Raw genomic sequence first — 17,467 nt, 5'->3', positions numbered from 1 at the left:
AGGTGATCTCGGCGTGTTTCAAGTCGGGGACTGGGTGGTCTATCCCATACATGGCGCCGGGGTCATCCAGGCCGTCGAGGAACGGGAGGTGCTGGGCGAACGTCGCCAGTACTACGTCCTCTCCGTCCGGGGCGGGAGCATCAAGGTGATGGTCCCCACCGACGGGGCCGAGCGGTGCGGGCTTCGCGCCGTCCTCTCCCGCGAGGAGTTTCAGCGTGTGCTCGAGGTCCTTCAGGAGCAGGGCGAACCTCCGATCGTCACGACCAACTGGAACCGGCGCTTCCGGGCGAACGTCGAGAAGCTCAAGAGCGGCGACCCTTACGCGGTGGCGGAGGTGGTTCGCTCCCTCGCGCGGCGCGAGCGCGACCGCGGGCTCTCCTCGGGCGAGAGGAAGATGCTGGAGAGCGCGCGGCAGATCCTCGAGTCGGAGCTGGCGCTGGTCGAGGGCGTGGACGAGGAAGCGGCCCACGCCGAGCTTGACCGCCTCCTGGCATAATCCTTTCATCCTGCCGGCCCGTGGCACCCGTGGCCGGCAGCGGTGTTTGTGGGGGGGCCTTCCTGCGCAAGAATAGGTGACAGGACGGATGGGACGCGATCCGCCGGGAGGTGAGCGCATTGATATGGGCTGCGCGTATCGTCCTGGCCCTGCTGGGGCTGACGGGCGGTTTCTACGCCGGGCGATACGTCGGGTCGGACATCTTCCGCATCGGTTCATGGCCGGGGAGCACGCCCATGAGCTGGCCGACCTTTCTCGGTCTGATCTTCGCCCTGGTGGCGGGCACCGTCGGCTTCCTCCTCGGACCCTGGCTGGGGCGAAGCGTGGAGCGGCTGGTGCGGCGCATGGAGTCGGCGGTGGCCAACCTCACCCTGCAGGAGCTGGGCAGCGGCGCGGTGGGAATCTTTACCGGACTCATCCTGGGCTTGCTTTTGCTTCCCCCGCTTTCGCGCCTCCCCTTCGTCGGCGTGGTCGCCCCCACCCTGGTCAGCCTGCTGTTCGCCTACCTGGGCGGCCTGGTCGGGCTCCGGAAGGGAGCGGAGATCCAGCAGGCCTTCCGCAGCCTCGGACGGCACGGACACGAGGAGCGAGCGGGCCGGGTGGCGCCCGCGACCGCCGGGCCTCCCGCCGCCGAGCCGGCGGAGAGCCTCCGGCCGGTGGCGGAACCGCCGAAGATCGTGGACACCAGCGCCATCATCGACGGGCGCATCGCCGACGTCTGCGCCAGCGGCTTCCTCGAGGGGCCGCTGGTCATCCCGGAGTTCGTCCTGGACGAGCTCCGCCACATCGCGGACTCGTCCGACGTGCTCAAGCGGAACCGGGGCCGCCGCGGCCTGGACATCCTCAACCGGATCCAGAAGGAGCTGAACGTACCGGTCCAGATCTGGCAGGGCGAGCTGACCGCCTCGGAGGTCGACACCAAGCTGGTCGAGCTGGCCCAGCGGCTTCAGGGCAAGGTGCTGACCAACGATTACAACCTGAACAAGGTGGCGGCGCTCCACGGCGTCGACGTCCTCAACATCAACGACCTGGCCAACGCGGTCAAACCGGCGGTTCTGCCGGGGGAGCTGCTGGAGATCTACATCCTCCGCGACGGCAAGGAAGCCGGCCAGGGGATCGGCTACCTGGACGACGGCACCATGGTGGTGGTGGACGGCGGCAAGCGCTTCATCGGCGAGACCACGTCGGTCGAGGTGACCAGCGTGCTCCAGACCTCGGCCGGCCGGATGATCTTCGCCCGGCCCAAGGCGACCATGGACTCGACCGCCGAGGCGGGCGCCTGAGCGGATGGCTCCCGCCCGCTCCCCGACCCAGGAGATGCGGCGGACCGGCGCCGTGGTGGTGGCCGCCGGCCGGGGCCTCCGCTACGCCGCCGGCGAGAACAAGGCCTTCGCCCCGGTGCTGGGCCGGCCCCTCCTGGCCTACACCCTGCAGGGGCTGGAACGGGCGGGCGTCGGCCGCTACGTGGTGGTGGTGGGCGAGGGCGAGGTCCGCCGCTGCCTCGAGGAAGCGATCCGCCCCTTCGGCCTCCGACCGGCGGCGGTGGTGCCCGGCGGCGCGCGGCGCTCCGACTCGGTCCGCGCAGGGTTGCGGGCCCTGGGTCGGGGGGAGGGGCTCGAGGTGGTGCTGGTCCACGACGGGGCCAGGCCGCTGGCCTCGCCGGAACTCTGGCAGCGCGTGGCCGCGGCCGCCTTCCGGAGCGGGGCGGCCATCCCGGTGCTCCCCGTCTCGGACACGGTCAAGCGCGTGGTCGCGGAGCGAGTGGCGGAGACGGTGCCGCGCGGGTCGCTCTTCCTGGCGCAGACCCCCCAGGGTTTTCGGGCGGAGCTCCTCTGGCGCGCGCACGGCCTTCTGATGAACCCGGCGGCGGCCGCCGCGGCCCCCGGGCGGGATTCGGCGGCCGAGGGCGGGCCGGACGCCAGCGACGACGCCGCCCTGGTGGAGGCGCTGGGCTGGCCTGTGACGACGGTGCCGGGCGAGCCCTGGAACCTGAAGGTGACCTATCCGGTGGACCGCTTCCTGGTGGAGGCCTGGATCCGGGGGAGGTCACGGGCGCCGGAGGCGGCGGAGGACGAGCGGGCGACGGGACGGCCGGAGGCCGGCCTTCACGCCGACGACGGGGCGGGCCGGTACGGCGCCGGCAGCGGCTGAGATGCGGGTCGGCTGGGGGTACGACGCCCACCCGTGGGACGCCTCGCGCCCGCTGGTCCTCTGCGGGGTGACCATCCCCGGTCATCCGGGCCTGGCCGGCCACTCCGACGGCGACGCGGCCTGCCATGCGCTGGTCGACGCGCTTCTGGGCGCTGCCGCGGCGGGCGACATCGGGCGCTGGTTTCCCCCCGGCGACCCGCGCTGGCGGGGCGCCTCCAGCCTGGCCATGCTGCGGCAGGTGGCGGCCTGGCTCTCCGCCGCCGGGTGGCGGATCGAGAACGTGGACCTGACGCTGATCGCGGCCCGCCCGTCCCTGGCGGGGCGCCGCGAAGCCTTTGTCGGCGCGTTGAGCGAAGCGCTGGGTGTCGACCCGGAGCGGGTGAGCGTCAAGGCGGCCAGCGGGAACGGTCTCGGCTTCGCGGGCGAAGGCCGGGGGCTCGCGGCGGTCGCGGTGGCGGCGCTGGAGCCTCCCGGCCCGGAGACGGCCGGCCGGGGGCTCGATCCGGCGGGACCGGCCCCGCGCCCGCGTTGACGCCCGCGCGCGGCCCCGACTATAGTCGGGGCACGGCGCGCTCGACAGGCGCGGCCAAGACGGGGGCGATGGGGTGCAGCTGTACAACACCCTGACTCGGCGGAAGGAGCTCTTCGTCCCGCTGGAGCCGGGACGGGTGCGGATGTACTTCTGCGGCCCCACGGTCTACTCGGACACCCACATCGGGCACCTCCGCCCCGCGCTGACCGGCGACCTCCTCGCCCGCTACCTGCGTTACCAGGGCTTCCGCGTGGAGTACGTCAGCAACCTGACCGACGTGGACGACAAGATCATCCAGCGGGCGCGGGACGAGGGCGTGCCCGCCCGCGAGGTGGCCGACCGCTATGCCGGGCAGTACCTGGAGCTGATGCGGCGGATGGGTGTCGACCAGGTCGACCGCTACGTCCGCATCACCGAATCCATGGCGGCCATCGTGGAGGCGGTGGGCGAGCTGGTCGAGGGAGGGCACGCCTACGCCTCGGAGGGCGACGTCTACTTCTCGGTGCGCACGCACCCCGGGTACGGCAAGCTGTCGGGCCGCGATCCCGACGAGCTTCTGGCGGGCGCCCGCGTCGAGGTGAGCGAGAAGAAGCGCGACCCCCTGGACTTCGCCCTCTGGAAGGCGGCCAAGCCCGAGGAGCCCAGCTGGCCCAGCCCCTGGGGAGCGGGCCGCCCGGGCTGGCACATCGAGTGCTCCGTGATGTGCCGGCGCTTCCTCGGGCCGACGCTGGACATCCACGGCGGCGGCGCCGACCTGATCTTCCCGCACCACGAGAACGAGATCGCCCAGTCGGAGGCGCTCAACGGCGCCCCCCTCGCCCGCTACTGGGTCCACAACGGCATGGTCCGTGTGGGCGAGGAGAAGATGGCCAAGTCGCTGGGCAACTACTTCACCGTGGAGCGGGCGCTGGAACTGGTCTCCCCGGAGGCGCTCCGCCTCTACATCTTCTCCACCCACTACCGGAACCCGCTCTTCTTCTCCGTGGAGACGCTCCAGGAGGCGGCGCGCGCCCAGGAGCGCCTCCAGCACGCGGACCAGCTGCTGGCGGAGGCGGCCGGCGACCTGGCCGAGGAGGCCCGGCCCGACCCGGAGGAGCCGTTCACCGCCTCGCTGCTGGCCAGCGTCGCCTCCGCCCGGCAGGACTTCCTGGCCGCCCTGGACGACGATCTGAACAGCGCCGAGGCGCTGGCTGCGCTCTTCGATCTGGCGCGGCGGCTGAACGCCCACCTGCAGAGCCGGGAGTTCGCCGGCCTTCCCGAGCAGCGAGCTGCGCTGGCCCAGGCCCGGGTCGCCTTCCGGGAGCTGGCGGCGCTGCTGGGCGTCCTGCACACCCGCTCTGCCCCGGCGGCGGGGGGTCCGTCCGGCGCGGCCTCGCCCAGCACGGCCGAGGATGCCGGCTTGAACGAGCGCCTGATCGAGCTGCTCCTCTCCGTCCGCGAGCTGGCTCGCGCCCGCCGCGACTGGAAGGAAGCGGATCTGATCCGGAGCCGCCTGCAGGAGCTGGGCATCGCCGTCGAGGATCGACGCGACGGCCCGCACTGGCGCTGGGCGCGTCCCCCTCGCCAGAGCCCGCCCGCCGCGCCCTCCCGGCCCCCAGCGGGTCCGGGGCCCGTTGACGCTCTTCCCGAGCCACCCGTATAATGTCGTTTGCATTACAATTCCAGCAGCATTCGCGCGTGGTTTCAGCGCAGCGTGGTCATAGCATAGGAGACGGGTGGAGGCACCACGCTCCAGTTCCCTCTCGCCAGTCACGGAGGCGGTAGCGGGTGAGCGCCAACCCTCAGCGCGACGTCATGCCGGCGTACGAGGAGATGCTCGACGAGGACCTGGTGGAACTGGCCCGGGCGGGCGACTCCGAAGCCCTGGAGTTCATGATCTACCGCTATCGCAATTTCGTCCGAGCCAAGGCGCGCTCCTACTTCCTGGTCGGGGCCGACCGGGAGGACATCATCCAGGAGGGGATGATCGGCCTCTACAAGGCGATTCGGGACTTCCGAGAGGATAAGCTCGCCTCCTTCCGAGCTTTTGCAGAACTCTGTGTGACCCGCCAGATCATCACGGCCATCAAGACGGCCACGCGCCAGAAGCACATTCCCCTCAACTCCTACGTCTCGCTCAACAAGCCCATCTACGACGAGGAGTCCGACCGGACGCTGCTGGATGTGATCGCCGGCGTCAAGGTGAGCGACCCCGAGGAGCTGATCATCAGCCGCGAGGAGTTCGGTGACATCGAGGCCAAGATGGGCGAGATCTTGAGCGACCTGGAGTGGCAGGTGCTGATGGCCTACCTGGACGGCAAATCCTACCAGGAGATTGCCGACGAGCTGGACCGGCACGTAAAATCAGTGGACAACGCGCTGCAGCGGGTGAAGAGGAAGCTGGAGCGGTACCTGGAGTCCCGGCACGCCATGGACTCCTCGGACGCCTGAACCCGCCCGCTGCGTGGCCAGCGCCCTCGACGGTCGTGCTGGCGTAGCTCAACGGGCAGAGCAGCCGCCTTGTAAGCGGCAGGTTGTCGGTTCGAGTCCGACCGCCAGCTCCATTGCCGCGTGCTTGCCACCTCCCCGGGAGCCGGCTATAATAGCTGCCGTCGCGAGCGGAGAGGTACCGAAGCGGCCAAACGGGGCGGTCTGTAAAACCGCTGGCACAGCCTTCGCTGGTTCGAATCCAGCCCTCTCCACCAGGGGATTTGTCGCGGGGTAGAGCAGCCAGGTAGCTCGTCGGGCTCATAACCCGGAGGTCGTGGGTTCGAATCCCACCCCCGCAACCATCTTTCTCACCTTGCTGTCGTAGCTCAGCAGGCAGAGCGCCTCCATGGTAAGGAGGAGGTCACCGGTTCGATTCCGGTCGACAGCTCCATCAGGCTCCGACCCCGCCGGGGGTCGGCGGGTTTCCGACGAGCGGGGCGAGAACGCCCCGCCGAGGGCGTCCAGGCCCGGGGCGGCCCGCCAGGGGGCGGGCGTTGACGCTCCTCTCGGGGCCGTGCTAACGTGGCCGTGGTGGCCAGCTGGGAGGCGGCGTGGTGCGGGTTCTGGTCACGCTGGCTTGCGAGGAGTGCAAGCGGCGCAATTACACGACATCGAAGAACCGCAAGGAGAACTCGCGGCTTGAGCTGAGGAAGTACTGCCCCTCCTGCCGGCGCCACACCCTGCACCGGGAGACGCGCTGAGCGGTCGGGGAGCAGACGACAATCGAGAGCATCGCAGGCCCGTAGCTCAATTGGTAGAGTAGCGGTCTCCAAAACCGTTGGTTGGGGGTTCGAGTCCCTCCGGGCCTGCCATTCATTTTGCCAGTGCAGCATGAAGGATCGGGGTTGGTTCGGCCGGCATGAACCGAGTGGTGCAGTACTTCCGCGACGTCTGGGCTGAGCTCCACAAGATCAGTTGGCCCACGAGGCAGCAGACCGCGCTCTATACGGGCGTGGTCTTGCTCGTGTCGGCGGCGGTCACCCTTTTGCTCTGGGTCTCCGACACGGTTTTCAGCTGGCTCTTCCGGCTGCTGCTCTCGCTGTAGCGCGGGACAGGGCTGCCGGCGGGCGGGACGAGGGACTGAAGATGGCCGAGACAGAAGAGCGGGTGAACGATCTCGAGCCGCAGTGGTATGTGATCCACACCTACTCCGGGTACGAGAACAAGGTGAAGGCCAACCTGGAGAAGCGCGTGGAATCCATGGACATGGCGGACAAGATCTTCCAGGCCCTGGTCCCCACCGAGGAAGAGGTGGAGGTCAAGGACGGGAAGCGGCGTACCGTACGCCGGAAGATCTTTCCCGGCTACGTGCTGGTGCGCATGATCATGAGCGACGACTCCTGGTACGTGGTCCGGAACACGCCGGGCGTCACCGGTTTCGTGGGCTCGGGTTCGAAGCCGACCCCCCTGACCAAGGCGGAGGTGGAATCCATCCTCGGCCGCCAGGTCGAGGAGGAACAGCGCCAGGAGCCGCGCCCCCGCATCGACGTGGAGGTCGGGGAGACCATCAAGGTCAACTCCGGTCCCTTCGCCGGTTTCACCGGTGTGGTGGACGAGGTGGCGTCCAGCGGGAAGCTCCGTGTGCTAGTCTCTATGTTCGGCCGCGAGACGCCGGTGGAGTTGGACTTCACTCAGGTGGAGAAGCTGTGAAGCGTTTGCGAGGAGGTTGGGCGGCGAGATGGCGAAGAAGGTCATAGCCGTCGTCAAACTACAGATCCCGGCAGGCAAGGCCACCCCGGCACCCCCGGTCGGCACCGCCCTGGGCCCGCACGGCATCAACATCATGGCGTTCACCAAGGAGTTCAACGAGCGCACCAAGGATCAGGTGGGCTTGATCATACCGGTCGTCATCGCCATCTACGCCGACCGGAGCTTCAGCTTCGTGACCAAGACGCCGCCGGCGGCCGTGCTGCTCAAGAAGGCGGCGGGCATCGAGACCGCGTCGCCGCGCCCCAACACGCAGAAGGTGGCCAAGGTGACCCGGGCGCAGGTCCGGGAGATCGCCCGCACCAAGATGCCCGATCTGAACGCGGCCTCGCTGGAGGCCGCCGAGCGGATGGTGGAAGGGACCGCCCGCAGCATGGGCATCGAGGTCGTGGAAGGGTAGTCTCCAGAGGCGGTTCCGGAGGGGCTTCGGCGTTGTACCACCCTCGGGAACGCGCCTTCAGGAACGGAGAACGGGACGCGTGGGAGGGTCGAGGGGCCCGCTCGCACCACGGAGGTGGACAGAGAGATGCGACACGGCAAGAGCTACCTGATGGCCGCCGAAAAGGTGGATCCCAACCGGCTCTACGATCCCGAGGAAGCGCTCGCCACGGTGAAGGAGCTTGCCCGCGCCAAGTTCGACGAGACCGTCGAGGTCTCCGTCCGGCTGGGCGTGGATCCGCGCCACGCGGACCAGATGGTGCGGGGTGCGGTCACGTTGCCCCACGGTACGGGCCGGCAGGTGCGGGTGGTCGTCTTCGCCCGCGGCGAGGCGGCCAAGGCCGCCCAGGAGGCCGGTGCCGACGTGGTCGGGGACGACGACTTGGTGCAGCGGATCCGCGGCGGCTGGGTGGACTTCGACGTGGCCATCGCCACCCCGGACATGATGGGTCTGGTGGGGCAGCTGGGCCGGATCCTGGGACCGCGGGGCCTGATGCCGAACCCCAAATCGGGCACGGTCACCAGCGACCCCGCGGAGACGGTTCGGGAGGCCAAGGCCGGCCGCGTCGAGTACCGGACCGACCGCAGCGGCATCATCCATGCCCCGATCGGCAAGGTCTCCTTCCCGGTGGAGGCGCTGGTCGAGAACCTGCGGACGCTCGTGGACGCCCTGGTCAAGGCGCGGCCCGAGTCGGCCCGGGGGCAGTACCTGCGCTCCATCGTCGTCTCCTCGACCATGGGTCCCGGGGTACGCGTCAACCCGGCCCGGGTGGCCTGAGCCGGGCGTACCGGCAGCGGGCGGGCCTCCGGGTGGCGAGAGAGGCTGGCCGCGCCAACGGCGGCTGTGGTATACTCGCGCCCGCCAACCGAATGAGACGTGCTTGGCCGTAGACAGCAGGCGCCCAGCGCTCAATGACCGGCGATTGCCGGTCGCCTGCCGAGGCGAGCGACGTGGCCGGCATGGCCGGAATACGTCCGGGCGCCTCCCGTCTGCGGGAGGCGTGTTGCATTTCGCGGCGGACTCTCCGCCTCGAGGCGGTGCTGCTGGACCGCCGGCACGGGGAGGGAGGAAGGGGGGGGAGACAGATGCCCAACGCTGCCATCCTGGCAGCCAAGGCCGAGACCGTGGAGCAGCTCAGCCGGCGGTTGAGGGAGTCGCGAGCCGTGATCATGCTGGAGTTCCGCGGTCTGACCGGCGCCGAGAGCACCGCCCTGCGGGCCGATCTCCGCAGGCAGGGCGTCGAGTTCCGCGTCATCAAGAACACCTTGACGCGGCGCGCGGCGGCGGCTGCCGGGCTGGACGGACTGGAGCCGCTCCTGGAAGGTCCGAACGCCTACGTCTTCAGCGGCGAGACCGACCCGGTCATGGCGGCCAAGCTGGTCAACGACTTCCTTCGCACCCACAAGAGCCTCGCGATCAAGGGCGGCGTCCTCGAAGGAAGGATCATCGACGCGGCCAGCGTACAGCGCCTGGCCACCCTGCCCAGCCGCGAACAGCTGCTCGCGCAGGTGGCGGCCGGCTTCGCCGCTCCGCTGCGGAGCATGGCGTCGGTGCTGGCGGCGCCGCTGCGCGGCTTCGCGACGCAGCTGCACGGCTTGCTGGACCAGAGGCAGGCGGCCGCTTAGCGCGAACCCGAGCGGCTGCGGGAACGGGGGCTCGGGGCCGAGGGCTCGAGCCGGTACGGTTCCAAGGGAGGCGAGAGACGATGTCGGCGGTGGATCAGATCCTGGAGTTGGTGGACGGCCTCTCCGTGCTGGAGCTCTCCGAGCTGGTCAAGCGGTTCGAGGAGAAGTACGGCGTCTCGGCCGCCGCGCCGGTGGCCATGGTGGGCGCGGTCGCGGGCGGCGCCCAGGGCGGTGCGCCGGCTGCGGAGCAGGAGGCGGAGGAGCAGACCGAGTTCGACGTCATCCTCCAGTCGGCGGGCGACAAGAAGATCCAGGTGATCAAGGTGGTCCGCGAGGTGACCGGGCTGGGCCTCAAGGAGGCCAAGGACCTGGTGGACGGGGCGCCGAAGCCGGTCAAGGAGAAGGTCTCCAAGGAAGAGGCGGAGTCGGTGCGCGCCAAGCTGGAGGAAGCCGGAGCGACCGTCGAGATCAAGTAGCGACGGCCGTGCGATGGTGGCCCGGCCCAATGCTCCGGCCCGGAGCGGGCGGTGATCCCCCCTGAAAAGCCAACCAGCCCGTCGACCTGGAGAGTGTCGACGGGCTGGGCCTGTGCATTCGCTTGACCCCGCGGAGGTCCGGGCGTATACTCGAAGCTCGCCGCAGCGTGATGCGGAGGCACCACGCGCGAACCTCTCCCGGGAGAGTGACTCATCCGGTTGCGACTCCCAGAACCTGTCTCCCGTGATGTCCATTCGATGCCCGTAGCCGGGATCCTTCCTGTCACATGGCCGAGCGGCTGACTCGGGTCGTTCCCGCCGTGGTGATCGTCAACTTCGCGCAGAGGAGTGAGGCCGATGGCCGACCCGAAGCGGCTGGCGGGGCAGCGTAAGAGCTTCGCGAAGATCGCCGAGGTGCTGGACATCCCGAACCTGATCGAGGTCCAGCGCAAGTCCTACGAGTGGTTCCTCCAGGAAGGGCTGCTGGAGATGTTCCGCGACATCTCTCCCATCCGGGACTTTACGGGCAACCTGATCCTGGAGTTCCTCGACTACGCCCTCGGCGAACCCAAGTGGAGCGAGCGGGAGTGCAAGGAGCGCGACGCCACGTACGCCGCGCCGTTGCGCGTTCGCGTGCGGCTGATCAACAGCGAGACCGGCGAGATGAAGGAGCAGGAAGTCTTCATGGGCGACTTCCCGCTGATGACCGAGACCGGTACCTTCATCATCAACGGCGCCGAGCGCGTGGTCGTCAGCCAACTGGTCCGCTCCCCCGGCGTCTACTACGGCCGGGACGTCGACGCCAACGGGAACCCCGTCTACACGGCCACGGTCATCCCCAACCGCGGCGCCTGGCTCGAGTTCGAGACCGAGGCGGGCGGAGTCCTCCAGGTGCGTGTCGACAGGACCCGGAAGCTTCCTGCCACCGCCCTCCTGCGGGCGCTGGGCTGGGAGACCGACGCGCAGCTCATGGAGCTGCTGGGCGAGACCGCCGAGCTGCGCGCCACCCTGGAGCACGATCCGACGCGTGACGCGCGCACCGCGCTGGTGGAGCTCTACCGGCGGCTGCGGCCGGGCGAGCCGCCCACGGAGGAGAACGCCCGCTCCCTGCTGGAGGGCCTGCTCACCGATCCCAAGCGGTACGACCTGGCGGCGGTGGGCCGCTACAAGCTGAACAAGAAGCTGAGCCTGCGCAACCGCGTGGTCGGGCGGATCGCGGCCGAGGACGTGAAGGACCCGCAGACGGGCGAGCTGCTGGTGGCCTCGGGCAGCCGCATCAGCCGATCCGTGGCCGAGCGGCTGAGCCAGGCGGGCGTCCAGCGGCTGCGCGTGCGGACCGATGACGACCGCGAGCTGCTCGTGGTCGGCAACGGCGCCCCTGCCATGGATGTGAAGACCATCACGCCCGAGGACATGGCTGCCATCGTGAACTACATGTTCACGCTGATGCACGGCGTGGGCGCCATCGACGACATCGACCACCTGGGCAACCGGCGGCTCCGTTCGGTGGGCGAGCTCCTCCAGAACCAGTTCCGCGTGGGGCTGGCCCGGATGGAGCGGGTGATCCGCGAGCGGATGACCATCCAGGATGCGGAGCTGATCACCCCGCAGGCGCTGATCAACATCCGGCCGGTGGTGGCCGCCGTCAAGGAGTTCTTCGGCTCGAGCCAGCTGAGCCAGTTCATGGACCAGACCAACCCGCTGGCGGAGCTGACGCACAAGCGGCGCCTGAGCGCGCTCGGTCCCGGCGGCCTCTCGCGGGAGCGCGCCGGCTTCGACGTGCGCGACGTCCACCACTCGCACTACGGCCGGATGTGCCCCATCGAGACGCCCGAAGGTCCCAACATCGGGCTGATCGGCGCCCTGTCCACGTACGCCCGCGTCAACGAGTACGGCTTCATCGAGACGCCGTACCGGAAGGTGGTCGACGGCCGGGTGACCGACGAGATCGTCTACCTGACCGCCGACGAGGAGGACGACGCCCGCATCGCCCAGGCCAACGAGCCGCTGGACGAGGAGGGGCGCTTCAAGGCGGAGCGCGTCACCTGCCGCTACCAGACGGACATCGTCCGGGTGGCGCCCGGCGACGTGGACTACATGGACGTCTCGCCGAAGCAGGTGGTGAGCGTCGCCACGGCGCTGATCCCCTTCCTGGAGCATGACGACGCCAACCGCGCGCTGATGGGCGCAAACATGCAGCGGCAGGCGGTACCCCTCCTGACCACCGAGTCGCAGATCGTCGGCACGGGCATCGAGTACCGGGCCGCCATGGACTCGGGCGTCGAGGTGCTGGCCCGGCGGGGCGGGGTGGTCGAGCGGGTGACGGCGGACGAGGTGATCGTCCGCGGCGACGACGGGCAGCGCGACCTGTACGAGCTGCTGAAGTTCCAGCGGACCAACCAGGGCACCTGCTTCAACCAGAAGCCGATCGTCCGCGCAGGCGACCGGGTCGAGGCGGGCGACATCCTCGCCGACGGCCCCAGCGTCGACCATGGCGAGCTCGCCCTGGGGAAGAACGTGCTCTGCGCCTTCCTGCCGTGGGAAGGCTACAACTACGAGGACGCCATCCTCCTGAGCGAGCGGCTGGTCCAGGACGATACCTTCACCTCGATCCACATCGAGGAGCACGAGTGCGAGGCGCGGGACACCAAGCTGGGCCCCGAGGAGATCACCCGCGACATCCCCAACGTGGGCGAGGACGTCCTGAAGGACCTGGACGATCGGGGCATCGTCCGCATCGGGGCCGAGGTGCATCCGGGCGACATCCTCGTCGGCAAGGTGACGCCGAAGGGCGAGACGGAGCTGACCGCCGAGGAGCGCCTGCTGCGCGCCATCTTCGGCGAGAAGGCGCGGGAGGTGCGGGACACCTCGCTGCGCGTGCCACACGGCGAGAGCGGCATCGTCGTCGACGTCAAGGTCTTCTCGCGCGAGAACGGTGACGAGCTGGCCCCGGGCGTCAACCAGCTGATCCGGGTCTACGTGGCCCAGAAGAGGAAGATCTCCGCCGGCGACAAGATGGCGGGCCGCCACGGCAACAAGGGCGTCGTCTCGCGGATCCTGCCGGTGGAGGACATGCCCTTCCTGCCGGACGGCCGCCCGGTGGACATCGTCCTCAACCCGCTGGGTGTGCCCTCGCGCATGAACGTGGGCCAGATCCTGGAATGCACCCTGGGCTGGGCCGCCCAGAAGCTGGGGATCAAGGTGGCTACGCCGGTCTTCGACGGCGCCACCGAGCAGGAGATCCTGGAGATGCTCCGCCAGGCAGGTCTGCCGGAGGACGGGAAGACCATCCTGTACGACGGGCGCACCGGCGAGCCCTTCGACAACCCGGTGACGGTGGGCTACGTCTACATGCTGAAGCTGGCCCACCTGGTCGACGACAAGATCCATGCCCGGTCCACGGGGCCCTACTCCCTCGTCACCCAGCAGCCGCTGGGCGGCAAGGCGCAGTTCGGCGGGCAGCGTTTCGGCGAGATGGAGGTCTGGGCGCTGGAGGCGTACGGCGCCGCCTACACGCTTCAGGAGATGCTCACCGTCAAGTCCGACGACGTCATCGGGCGGGTGAAGACGTACGAGGCGATCATCAAGGGCGAGAACGTGCCGCAGCCCGGCGTCCCCGAATCCTTCAAGGTGCTGATCAAGGAGATGCAGAGCCTGGGCCTGGACGTCCGCATCTTCTCCCGCGACGGCGAGGAAGTGGAGCTCGCGGAGACGGACGAGGATTACGGCGAGACGCCGACCGAGTACGACTTCGACCTGAGCGAGGTGCGGCGCCCGGCGGCGGTGGAGGCGCGCCAGGCGGCGCAGGCGACGCTGGACGAAGAGCGCATCGAGGAGAGCGCCGAGGAGTCCGACGAGGAGGGCGAGCTTCCCGGCATGGGCGTGGTCGCTTTCGACCCGGACGAGGAGCTCGGCGACGATGCGGTAGGCGACGACGAATGAGGCTCCGGCCTGGCGAAGGAAGGGGGACGTCCCGGTGGTAGACCTCAACGCGTTCGAGTCCATCGCGATCGGGCTCGCCTCACCGGAGCAGATCCGCGAATGGTCGCACGGCGAGGTGAAGAAGCCCGAGACCATCAACTACCGGACGCTCAAGCCGGAGCGGGATGGGCTCTTCTGCGAGAAGATCTTCGGGCCCACCAAGGACTGGGAGTGCCACTGCGGCAAGTACAAGCGGGTCCGCTACAAGGGGATCGTCTGCGACCGCTGTGGCGTCGAGGTGACCCGGTCCAAGGTGCGCCGCGAGCGCATGGGCCATATCGAGCTGGCCGCGCCGGTCTCGCACATCTGGTACTTCAAGGGCATCCCCAGCCGGATGGGGCTGATGCTGGACATGTCGCCCCGCCAGCTGGAGAAGGTCCTCTACTTCGCCAACTACATCGTGATCGACCCCGGCGAGACGGGGCTGATGGAAAAGCAGCTGTTGACGGAGAACGAGTACCGCGAGGCGCGGGAGCGGTACGGAAACGCCTTTCGGGCGGGGATGGGCGCCGAGGCGATCAAGGAGCTGCTGCAGAAGATCGACCTGGACGAGCTGGCCGAAGAGCTGCGGGAGGAGAGCCACTCCAGCTCGGGGCAGCGGCGCGTCCGCGCCATCCGGCGGCTGGAGGTGGTGGAGTCCTTCCGCCAGTCGGGCAACCGGCCGGAGTGGATGATCCTGGACGTGGTGCCGGTCATCCCGCCCGACCTGCGCCCCATGGTCCAGCTGGACGGCGGCCGCTTCGCCACCTCGGACCTGAACGACCTCTACCGCCGGGTGATCAACCGGAACAACCGGCTGAAGAGGCTCCTGGAGCTGGGCGCACCCGACATCATCGTCCGCAACGAGAAGCGGATGCTGCAGGAGGCGGTCGACGCCCTCATCGACAACGGCCGCCGGGGTCGTCCCGTGACCGGACCGGGCAACCGGCCGCTCAAGTCGCTGAGCGACATGCTGAAGGGGAAGCAGGGCCGCTTCCGTCAGAACCTGCTGGGCAAGCGCGTCGACTACTCCGGCCGCTCGGTGATCGTGGTCGGCCCGTCGCTGCGCATGAACCAGTGCGGCCTGCCCAAGGAGATGGCGCTCGAGCTCTTCAAGCCCTTCGTGATGAAGCGGCTGGTGGAGCTGGGCTACGCGCACAACATCAAGAACGCCAAGCGGATGGTGGAGCGGGCGCGGGACGAGGTCTGGGACGTGCTCGAGGAAGTGATCAGGGAGCACCCCGTCCTGCTCAACCGTGCGCCGACGCTCCACCGGCTGGGGATCCAGGCCTTCGAGCCGGTGCTGGTGGAGGGGCGCGCCATCCAGATCCACCCGCTGGTCTGCACGGCCTACAACGCCGACTTCGACGGGGACCAGATGGCGGTGCACGTCCCGCTCTCCGCCGAGGGCCAGGCCGAGGCGCGGGTGCTGATGATGGCGGCCGACCACATCCTGAGCCCGAAGGACGGGAGCCCGGTGGTCACCCCCACCCTCGACATGGTCCTGGGTTCCTACTACCTGACGCTGGACCGCGAAGGGGCCAAGGGCGAGGGCCGGGCCTTCGCCTCCCGCGACGAGGCGATCTTGGCCTACCAGCTGGGCGAGATCGACCTGCACGCCCTCGTCCAGGTGCGCGTGCAGGGGAAGCGGGTGACCACCACGGTGGGGCGCCTGATCTTCAACGAGAAGCTGCCCGGCTTCCTCGGCTTCGTCAACGAGACCGTGGACAAGGCGCGGCTGGGCCAGCTGGTGGGCGAGTGCTTCCGCAAGGGCGGGACCACGGCGACCACCGCCATGCTGGACGGCATCAAGGAGCTGGGCTACCGCTACGCCACCCGTGCCGGCGTCACCATCTCGATGAAGGACCTGAACGTCCCCGCCGACAAGGAAGAGGTCCTGGCGCGGGCGGACGCCGAGGTGGACGCCATCGAGCGCCAGTACCGGCGGGGCTTCCTCACCAACGAGGAGCGGTACCAGCGTGTGATCGACGTCTGGACGCGGGCGAAGGACGAGATCACGGAGAACGTGATGAAGGCGCTGGACCCGATGAACCCGGTGGCCATGATGGTCAACTCGGGCGCACGAGGCAACGTGGCCCAGCTCTCCCAGCTGGCCGGCATGCGCGGCCTGATGGCCGATCCCTCGGGGCGGACCATCGAGATCCCCGTCCGCTCCAACTTCCGCGAGGGGCTGACCGTCCTGGAGTACTTCACCTCCACGCACGGCGCCCGGAAGGGGCTGGCGGACACGGCGCTGCGCACCGCCGACTCGGGTTACCTGACGCGGCGGCTGGTCGACGTCAGCCAGGACGTCATCGTCCGCGAGGAAGACTGCGGTACGGACGACGGCATCGTGGTCCGCGAGATCCGGGACGGCGGCGAGGAGATCGAGTCGCTCTTCGACCGGATCAACGGGCGCGTGGCGGCGGAAGACGTGGCCGACCCGCGCACGGGCCAGATCCTCGTGCGCCGGAACGAGCTGATCAACGAGGACCTGGCGCACGCCATCCTCAACGCGGGGGTGGAGGCGGTCAAGGTCCGCTCCGTGCTCACCTGCCGGTCGCGGCTGGGGGTCTGCGCCCGCTGCTACGGGCGCGACCTGGCGGCGCGCAGCCTGGTCGAGGTGGGCGAGGCGGTGGGTATCATCGCCGCCCAGTCCATCGGCGAGCCGGGCACGCAGCTGACCATGCGGACCTTCCACACGGGCGGGGTGGCCGGCGAGGACATCACCCAGGGCCTGCCGCGGGTCGAGGAGCTCTTCGAGGCCCGGCGGCCGCGTGGCCAGGCGGTGACCACGGAGGTCGACGGCGTCGTCTCGGTGACCGAGGAAGCCAACCACCGGGCGATCCGCATCACGAGCGACGACGGGCGGGTGCAGGAGTACCCCGTCCCCTACGGCGCCCGCCTGCGGGTGAGCGAGGGCGACCGGGTCCAGGCCGGCGACCCGCTGACCGAAGGGCCGATCAACCCGCACGACATCCTGCGGCTCCAGGGCGTCAAGGGGGTCCAGGAGTACCTGCTGCAGGAGGTCCAGCGCGTCTACCGGCTGCAGGGCGTGGAGATCAACGACAAGCACGTGGAGATCATCATCCGGCAGATGCTGCGCAAGGTCCGGGTGGACGACCCGGGGGAGACGAGGCTCCTGCCCGGCGGCCTGGTGGACCAGTGGGAGGCCGAGGACGCCAATCGCGAGGCGGAAGCGGCGGGGCTCCAGCCCGCCCGGCTCAGCCCGGTCCTGCTCGGGATCACCAAGGCCTCGCTGGCCACCGACTCCTTCCTGTCGGCGGCTTCGTTCCAGGAGACCACCCGGGTCCTGACGGAGGCGGCGACCAAGGGCAAGCACGACCATCTGGTCGGCTTGAAGGAGAATGTCATCCTCGGCAAGCTCATCCCTGCCGGGACAGGACTGCCGGCCTACCGCCGCCTGGAGATCCGGGTGGAGGGCGAACGGCCGACCGTCCCGGGTGCCCGCAGCTCGCTGGCCGAGGAGGTCCTCAGCGCGGCCGGCGACGGCAAGGCGGGCGACGACGAGACGGTGGCGGCGGAGGCGTTCCGTTTGCACTCGCCGGACGGCGGGGCCCGGTGAACGTTGACGGCCTTTTTCGCGCGGTG

15 protein-coding genes and 5 tRNA genes are annotated in these 17,467 nt (G+C 69.5%); all 20 read left to right on the top strand.

The window, feature by feature from the left end:
* Positions 1–13 precede the first annotated feature (13 nt).
* Positions 14–496 carry a CarD family transcriptional regulator gene (locus QJR14_03725; protein MDI3316716.1) on the top strand — a complete coding sequence of 161 codons (483 nt, stop codon included), beginning with the start codon at positions 14–16 and terminating at the stop codon, positions 494–496.
* 110 nt (positions 497–606) lie between these two features.
* Positions 607–1,779: a TRAM domain-containing protein gene (locus tag QJR14_03720; protein ID MDI3316715.1), complete on the top strand. Its 1,173-nt coding sequence runs from the start codon at positions 607–609 to the stop codon at positions 1,777–1,779.
* 34 nt (positions 1,780–1,813) lie between these two features.
* Positions 1,814–2,647, top strand: coding sequence for a 2-C-methyl-D-erythritol 4-phosphate cytidylyltransferase (locus QJR14_03715; protein ID MDI3316714.1), 834 nt, complete (start codon positions 1,814–1,816; stop codon positions 2,645–2,647).
* 1 nt (position 2,648) lies between these two features.
* A complete protein-coding gene (gene ispF / locus QJR14_03710; GenBank protein ID MDI3316713.1) occupies positions 2,649–3,179 on the top strand; it encodes a 2-C-methyl-D-erythritol 2,4-cyclodiphosphate synthase in 531 nt (176 codons plus the stop codon).
* Positions 3,180–3,252: 73 nt separating this feature from the next.
* On the top strand, positions 3,253–4,821 hold the full coding sequence (gene cysS, locus QJR14_03705; GenBank protein MDI3316712.1) for a cysteine--tRNA ligase: 1,569 nt from the start codon (positions 3,253–3,255) through the stop codon (positions 4,819–4,821).
* A 125-nt stretch (positions 4,822–4,946) separates the two neighbouring features.
* Entirely contained in the window at positions 4,947–5,609 is a 663-nt protein-coding gene (gene sigH, locus QJR14_03700; GenBank protein MDI3316711.1) for an RNA polymerase sporulation sigma factor SigH, read from the top strand.
* 37 nt (positions 5,610–5,646) lie between these two features.
* A tRNA-Thr gene (locus QJR14_03695) sits at positions 5,647–5,722 on the top strand.
* Positions 5,723–5,778: 56 nt separating this feature from the next.
* A tRNA-Tyr gene (locus tag QJR14_03690) sits at positions 5,779–5,863 on the top strand.
* 10 nt (positions 5,864–5,873) lie between these two features.
* Positions 5,874–5,950: transfer RNA gene (locus QJR14_03685), tRNA-Met, on the top strand.
* A gap of 13 nt (positions 5,951–5,963) precedes the next feature.
* Positions 5,964–6,039: transfer RNA gene (locus tag QJR14_03680), tRNA-Thr, on the top strand.
* 163 nt (positions 6,040–6,202) lie between these two features.
* Complete coding sequence (gene rpmG / locus QJR14_03675) at positions 6,203–6,349, top strand: 50S ribosomal protein L33 (protein MDI3316710.1); 147 nt, start codon at positions 6,203–6,205, stop codon at positions 6,347–6,349.
* Between the two features lie 35 nt (positions 6,350–6,384).
* Positions 6,385–6,460, top strand: a tRNA-Trp gene (locus QJR14_03670).
* A gap of 47 nt (positions 6,461–6,507) precedes the next feature.
* On the top strand, positions 6,508–6,693 hold the full coding sequence (secE, locus tag QJR14_03665) for a preprotein translocase subunit SecE (GenBank protein ID MDI3316709.1): 186 nt from the start codon (positions 6,508–6,510) through the stop codon (positions 6,691–6,693).
* Between the two features lie 41 nt (positions 6,694–6,734).
* Positions 6,735–7,298 carry a transcription termination/antitermination protein NusG gene (nusG, locus tag QJR14_03660; protein MDI3316708.1) on the top strand — a complete coding sequence of 188 codons (564 nt, stop codon included), beginning with the start codon at positions 6,735–6,737 and terminating at the stop codon, positions 7,296–7,298.
* A gap of 28 nt (positions 7,299–7,326) precedes the next feature.
* Positions 7,327–7,755 carry a 50S ribosomal protein L11 gene (gene rplK, locus QJR14_03655; GenBank protein ID MDI3316707.1) on the top strand — a complete coding sequence of 143 codons (429 nt, stop codon included), beginning with the start codon at positions 7,327–7,329 and terminating at the stop codon, positions 7,753–7,755.
* Between the two features lie 126 nt (positions 7,756–7,881).
* On the top strand, positions 7,882–8,571 hold the full coding sequence (rplA, locus tag QJR14_03650) for a 50S ribosomal protein L1 (GenBank protein MDI3316706.1): 690 nt from the start codon (positions 7,882–7,884) through the stop codon (positions 8,569–8,571).
* 308 nt (positions 8,572–8,879) lie between these two features.
* Complete coding sequence (rplJ, locus tag QJR14_03645; protein ID MDI3316705.1) at positions 8,880–9,419, top strand: 50S ribosomal protein L10; 540 nt, start codon at positions 8,880–8,882, stop codon at positions 9,417–9,419.
* Positions 9,420–9,499: 80 nt separating this feature from the next.
* On the top strand, positions 9,500–9,895 hold the full coding sequence (gene rplL, locus QJR14_03640) for a 50S ribosomal protein L7/L12 (protein ID MDI3316704.1): 396 nt from the start codon (positions 9,500–9,502) through the stop codon (positions 9,893–9,895).
* Between the two features lie 357 nt (positions 9,896–10,252).
* Positions 10,253–13,837: a DNA-directed RNA polymerase subunit beta gene (gene rpoB / locus QJR14_03635; GenBank protein MDI3316703.1), complete on the top strand. Its 3,585-nt coding sequence runs from the start codon at positions 10,253–10,255 to the stop codon at positions 13,835–13,837.
* A gap of 34 nt (positions 13,838–13,871) precedes the next feature.
* A complete protein-coding gene (gene rpoC, locus QJR14_03630) occupies positions 13,872–17,441 on the top strand; it encodes a DNA-directed RNA polymerase subunit beta' (protein ID MDI3316702.1) in 3,570 nt (1,189 codons plus the stop codon).
* The last annotated feature ends 26 nt before the right edge of the window (positions 17,442–17,467 follow it).

This window comes from Bacillota bacterium (assembly GCA_029961055.1).
Classification (GTDB): Bacteria; Bacillota; Sulfobacillia; order JAIMAT01; family JAIMAT01; genus JAIMAT01.
This window is presented reverse-complemented; position numbering and strand designations above follow the sequence as displayed.

Excerpts from the sequence above, each read along its gene's own strand:
- rplL (MDI3316704.1), top strand. The coding sequence starts at position 9,500 with ATGTCGGCGGTGGATCAGATCCTGGAGTTGGTGGACGGCCTCTCCGTG.
- QJR14_03715 (MDI3316714.1), top strand. The coding sequence starts at position 1,814 with ATGCGGCGGACCGGCGCCGTGGTGGTGGCCGCCGGCCGGGGCCTCCGC.
- rplA (MDI3316706.1), top strand. The coding sequence starts at position 7,882 with ATGCGACACGGCAAGAGCTACCTGATGGCCGCCGAAAAGGTGGATCCC.
- rplK (MDI3316707.1), top strand. The coding sequence starts at position 7,327 with ATGGCGAAGAAGGTCATAGCCGTCGTCAAACTACAGATCCCGGCAGGC.
- rplJ (MDI3316705.1), top strand. The coding sequence starts at position 8,880 with ATGCCCAACGCTGCCATCCTGGCAGCCAAGGCCGAGACCGTGGAGCAG.
- nusG (MDI3316708.1), top strand. The coding sequence starts at position 6,735 with ATGGCCGAGACAGAAGAGCGGGTGAACGATCTCGAGCCGCAGTGGTAT.
- ispF (MDI3316713.1), top strand. The coding sequence starts at position 2,649 with ATGCGGGTCGGCTGGGGGTACGACGCCCACCCGTGGGACGCCTCGCGC.
- secE (MDI3316709.1), top strand. The coding sequence starts at position 6,508 with ATGAACCGAGTGGTGCAGTACTTCCGCGACGTCTGGGCTGAGCTCCAC.
- rpoB (MDI3316703.1), top strand. The coding sequence starts at position 10,253 with ATGGCCGACCCGAAGCGGCTGGCGGGGCAGCGTAAGAGCTTCGCGAAG.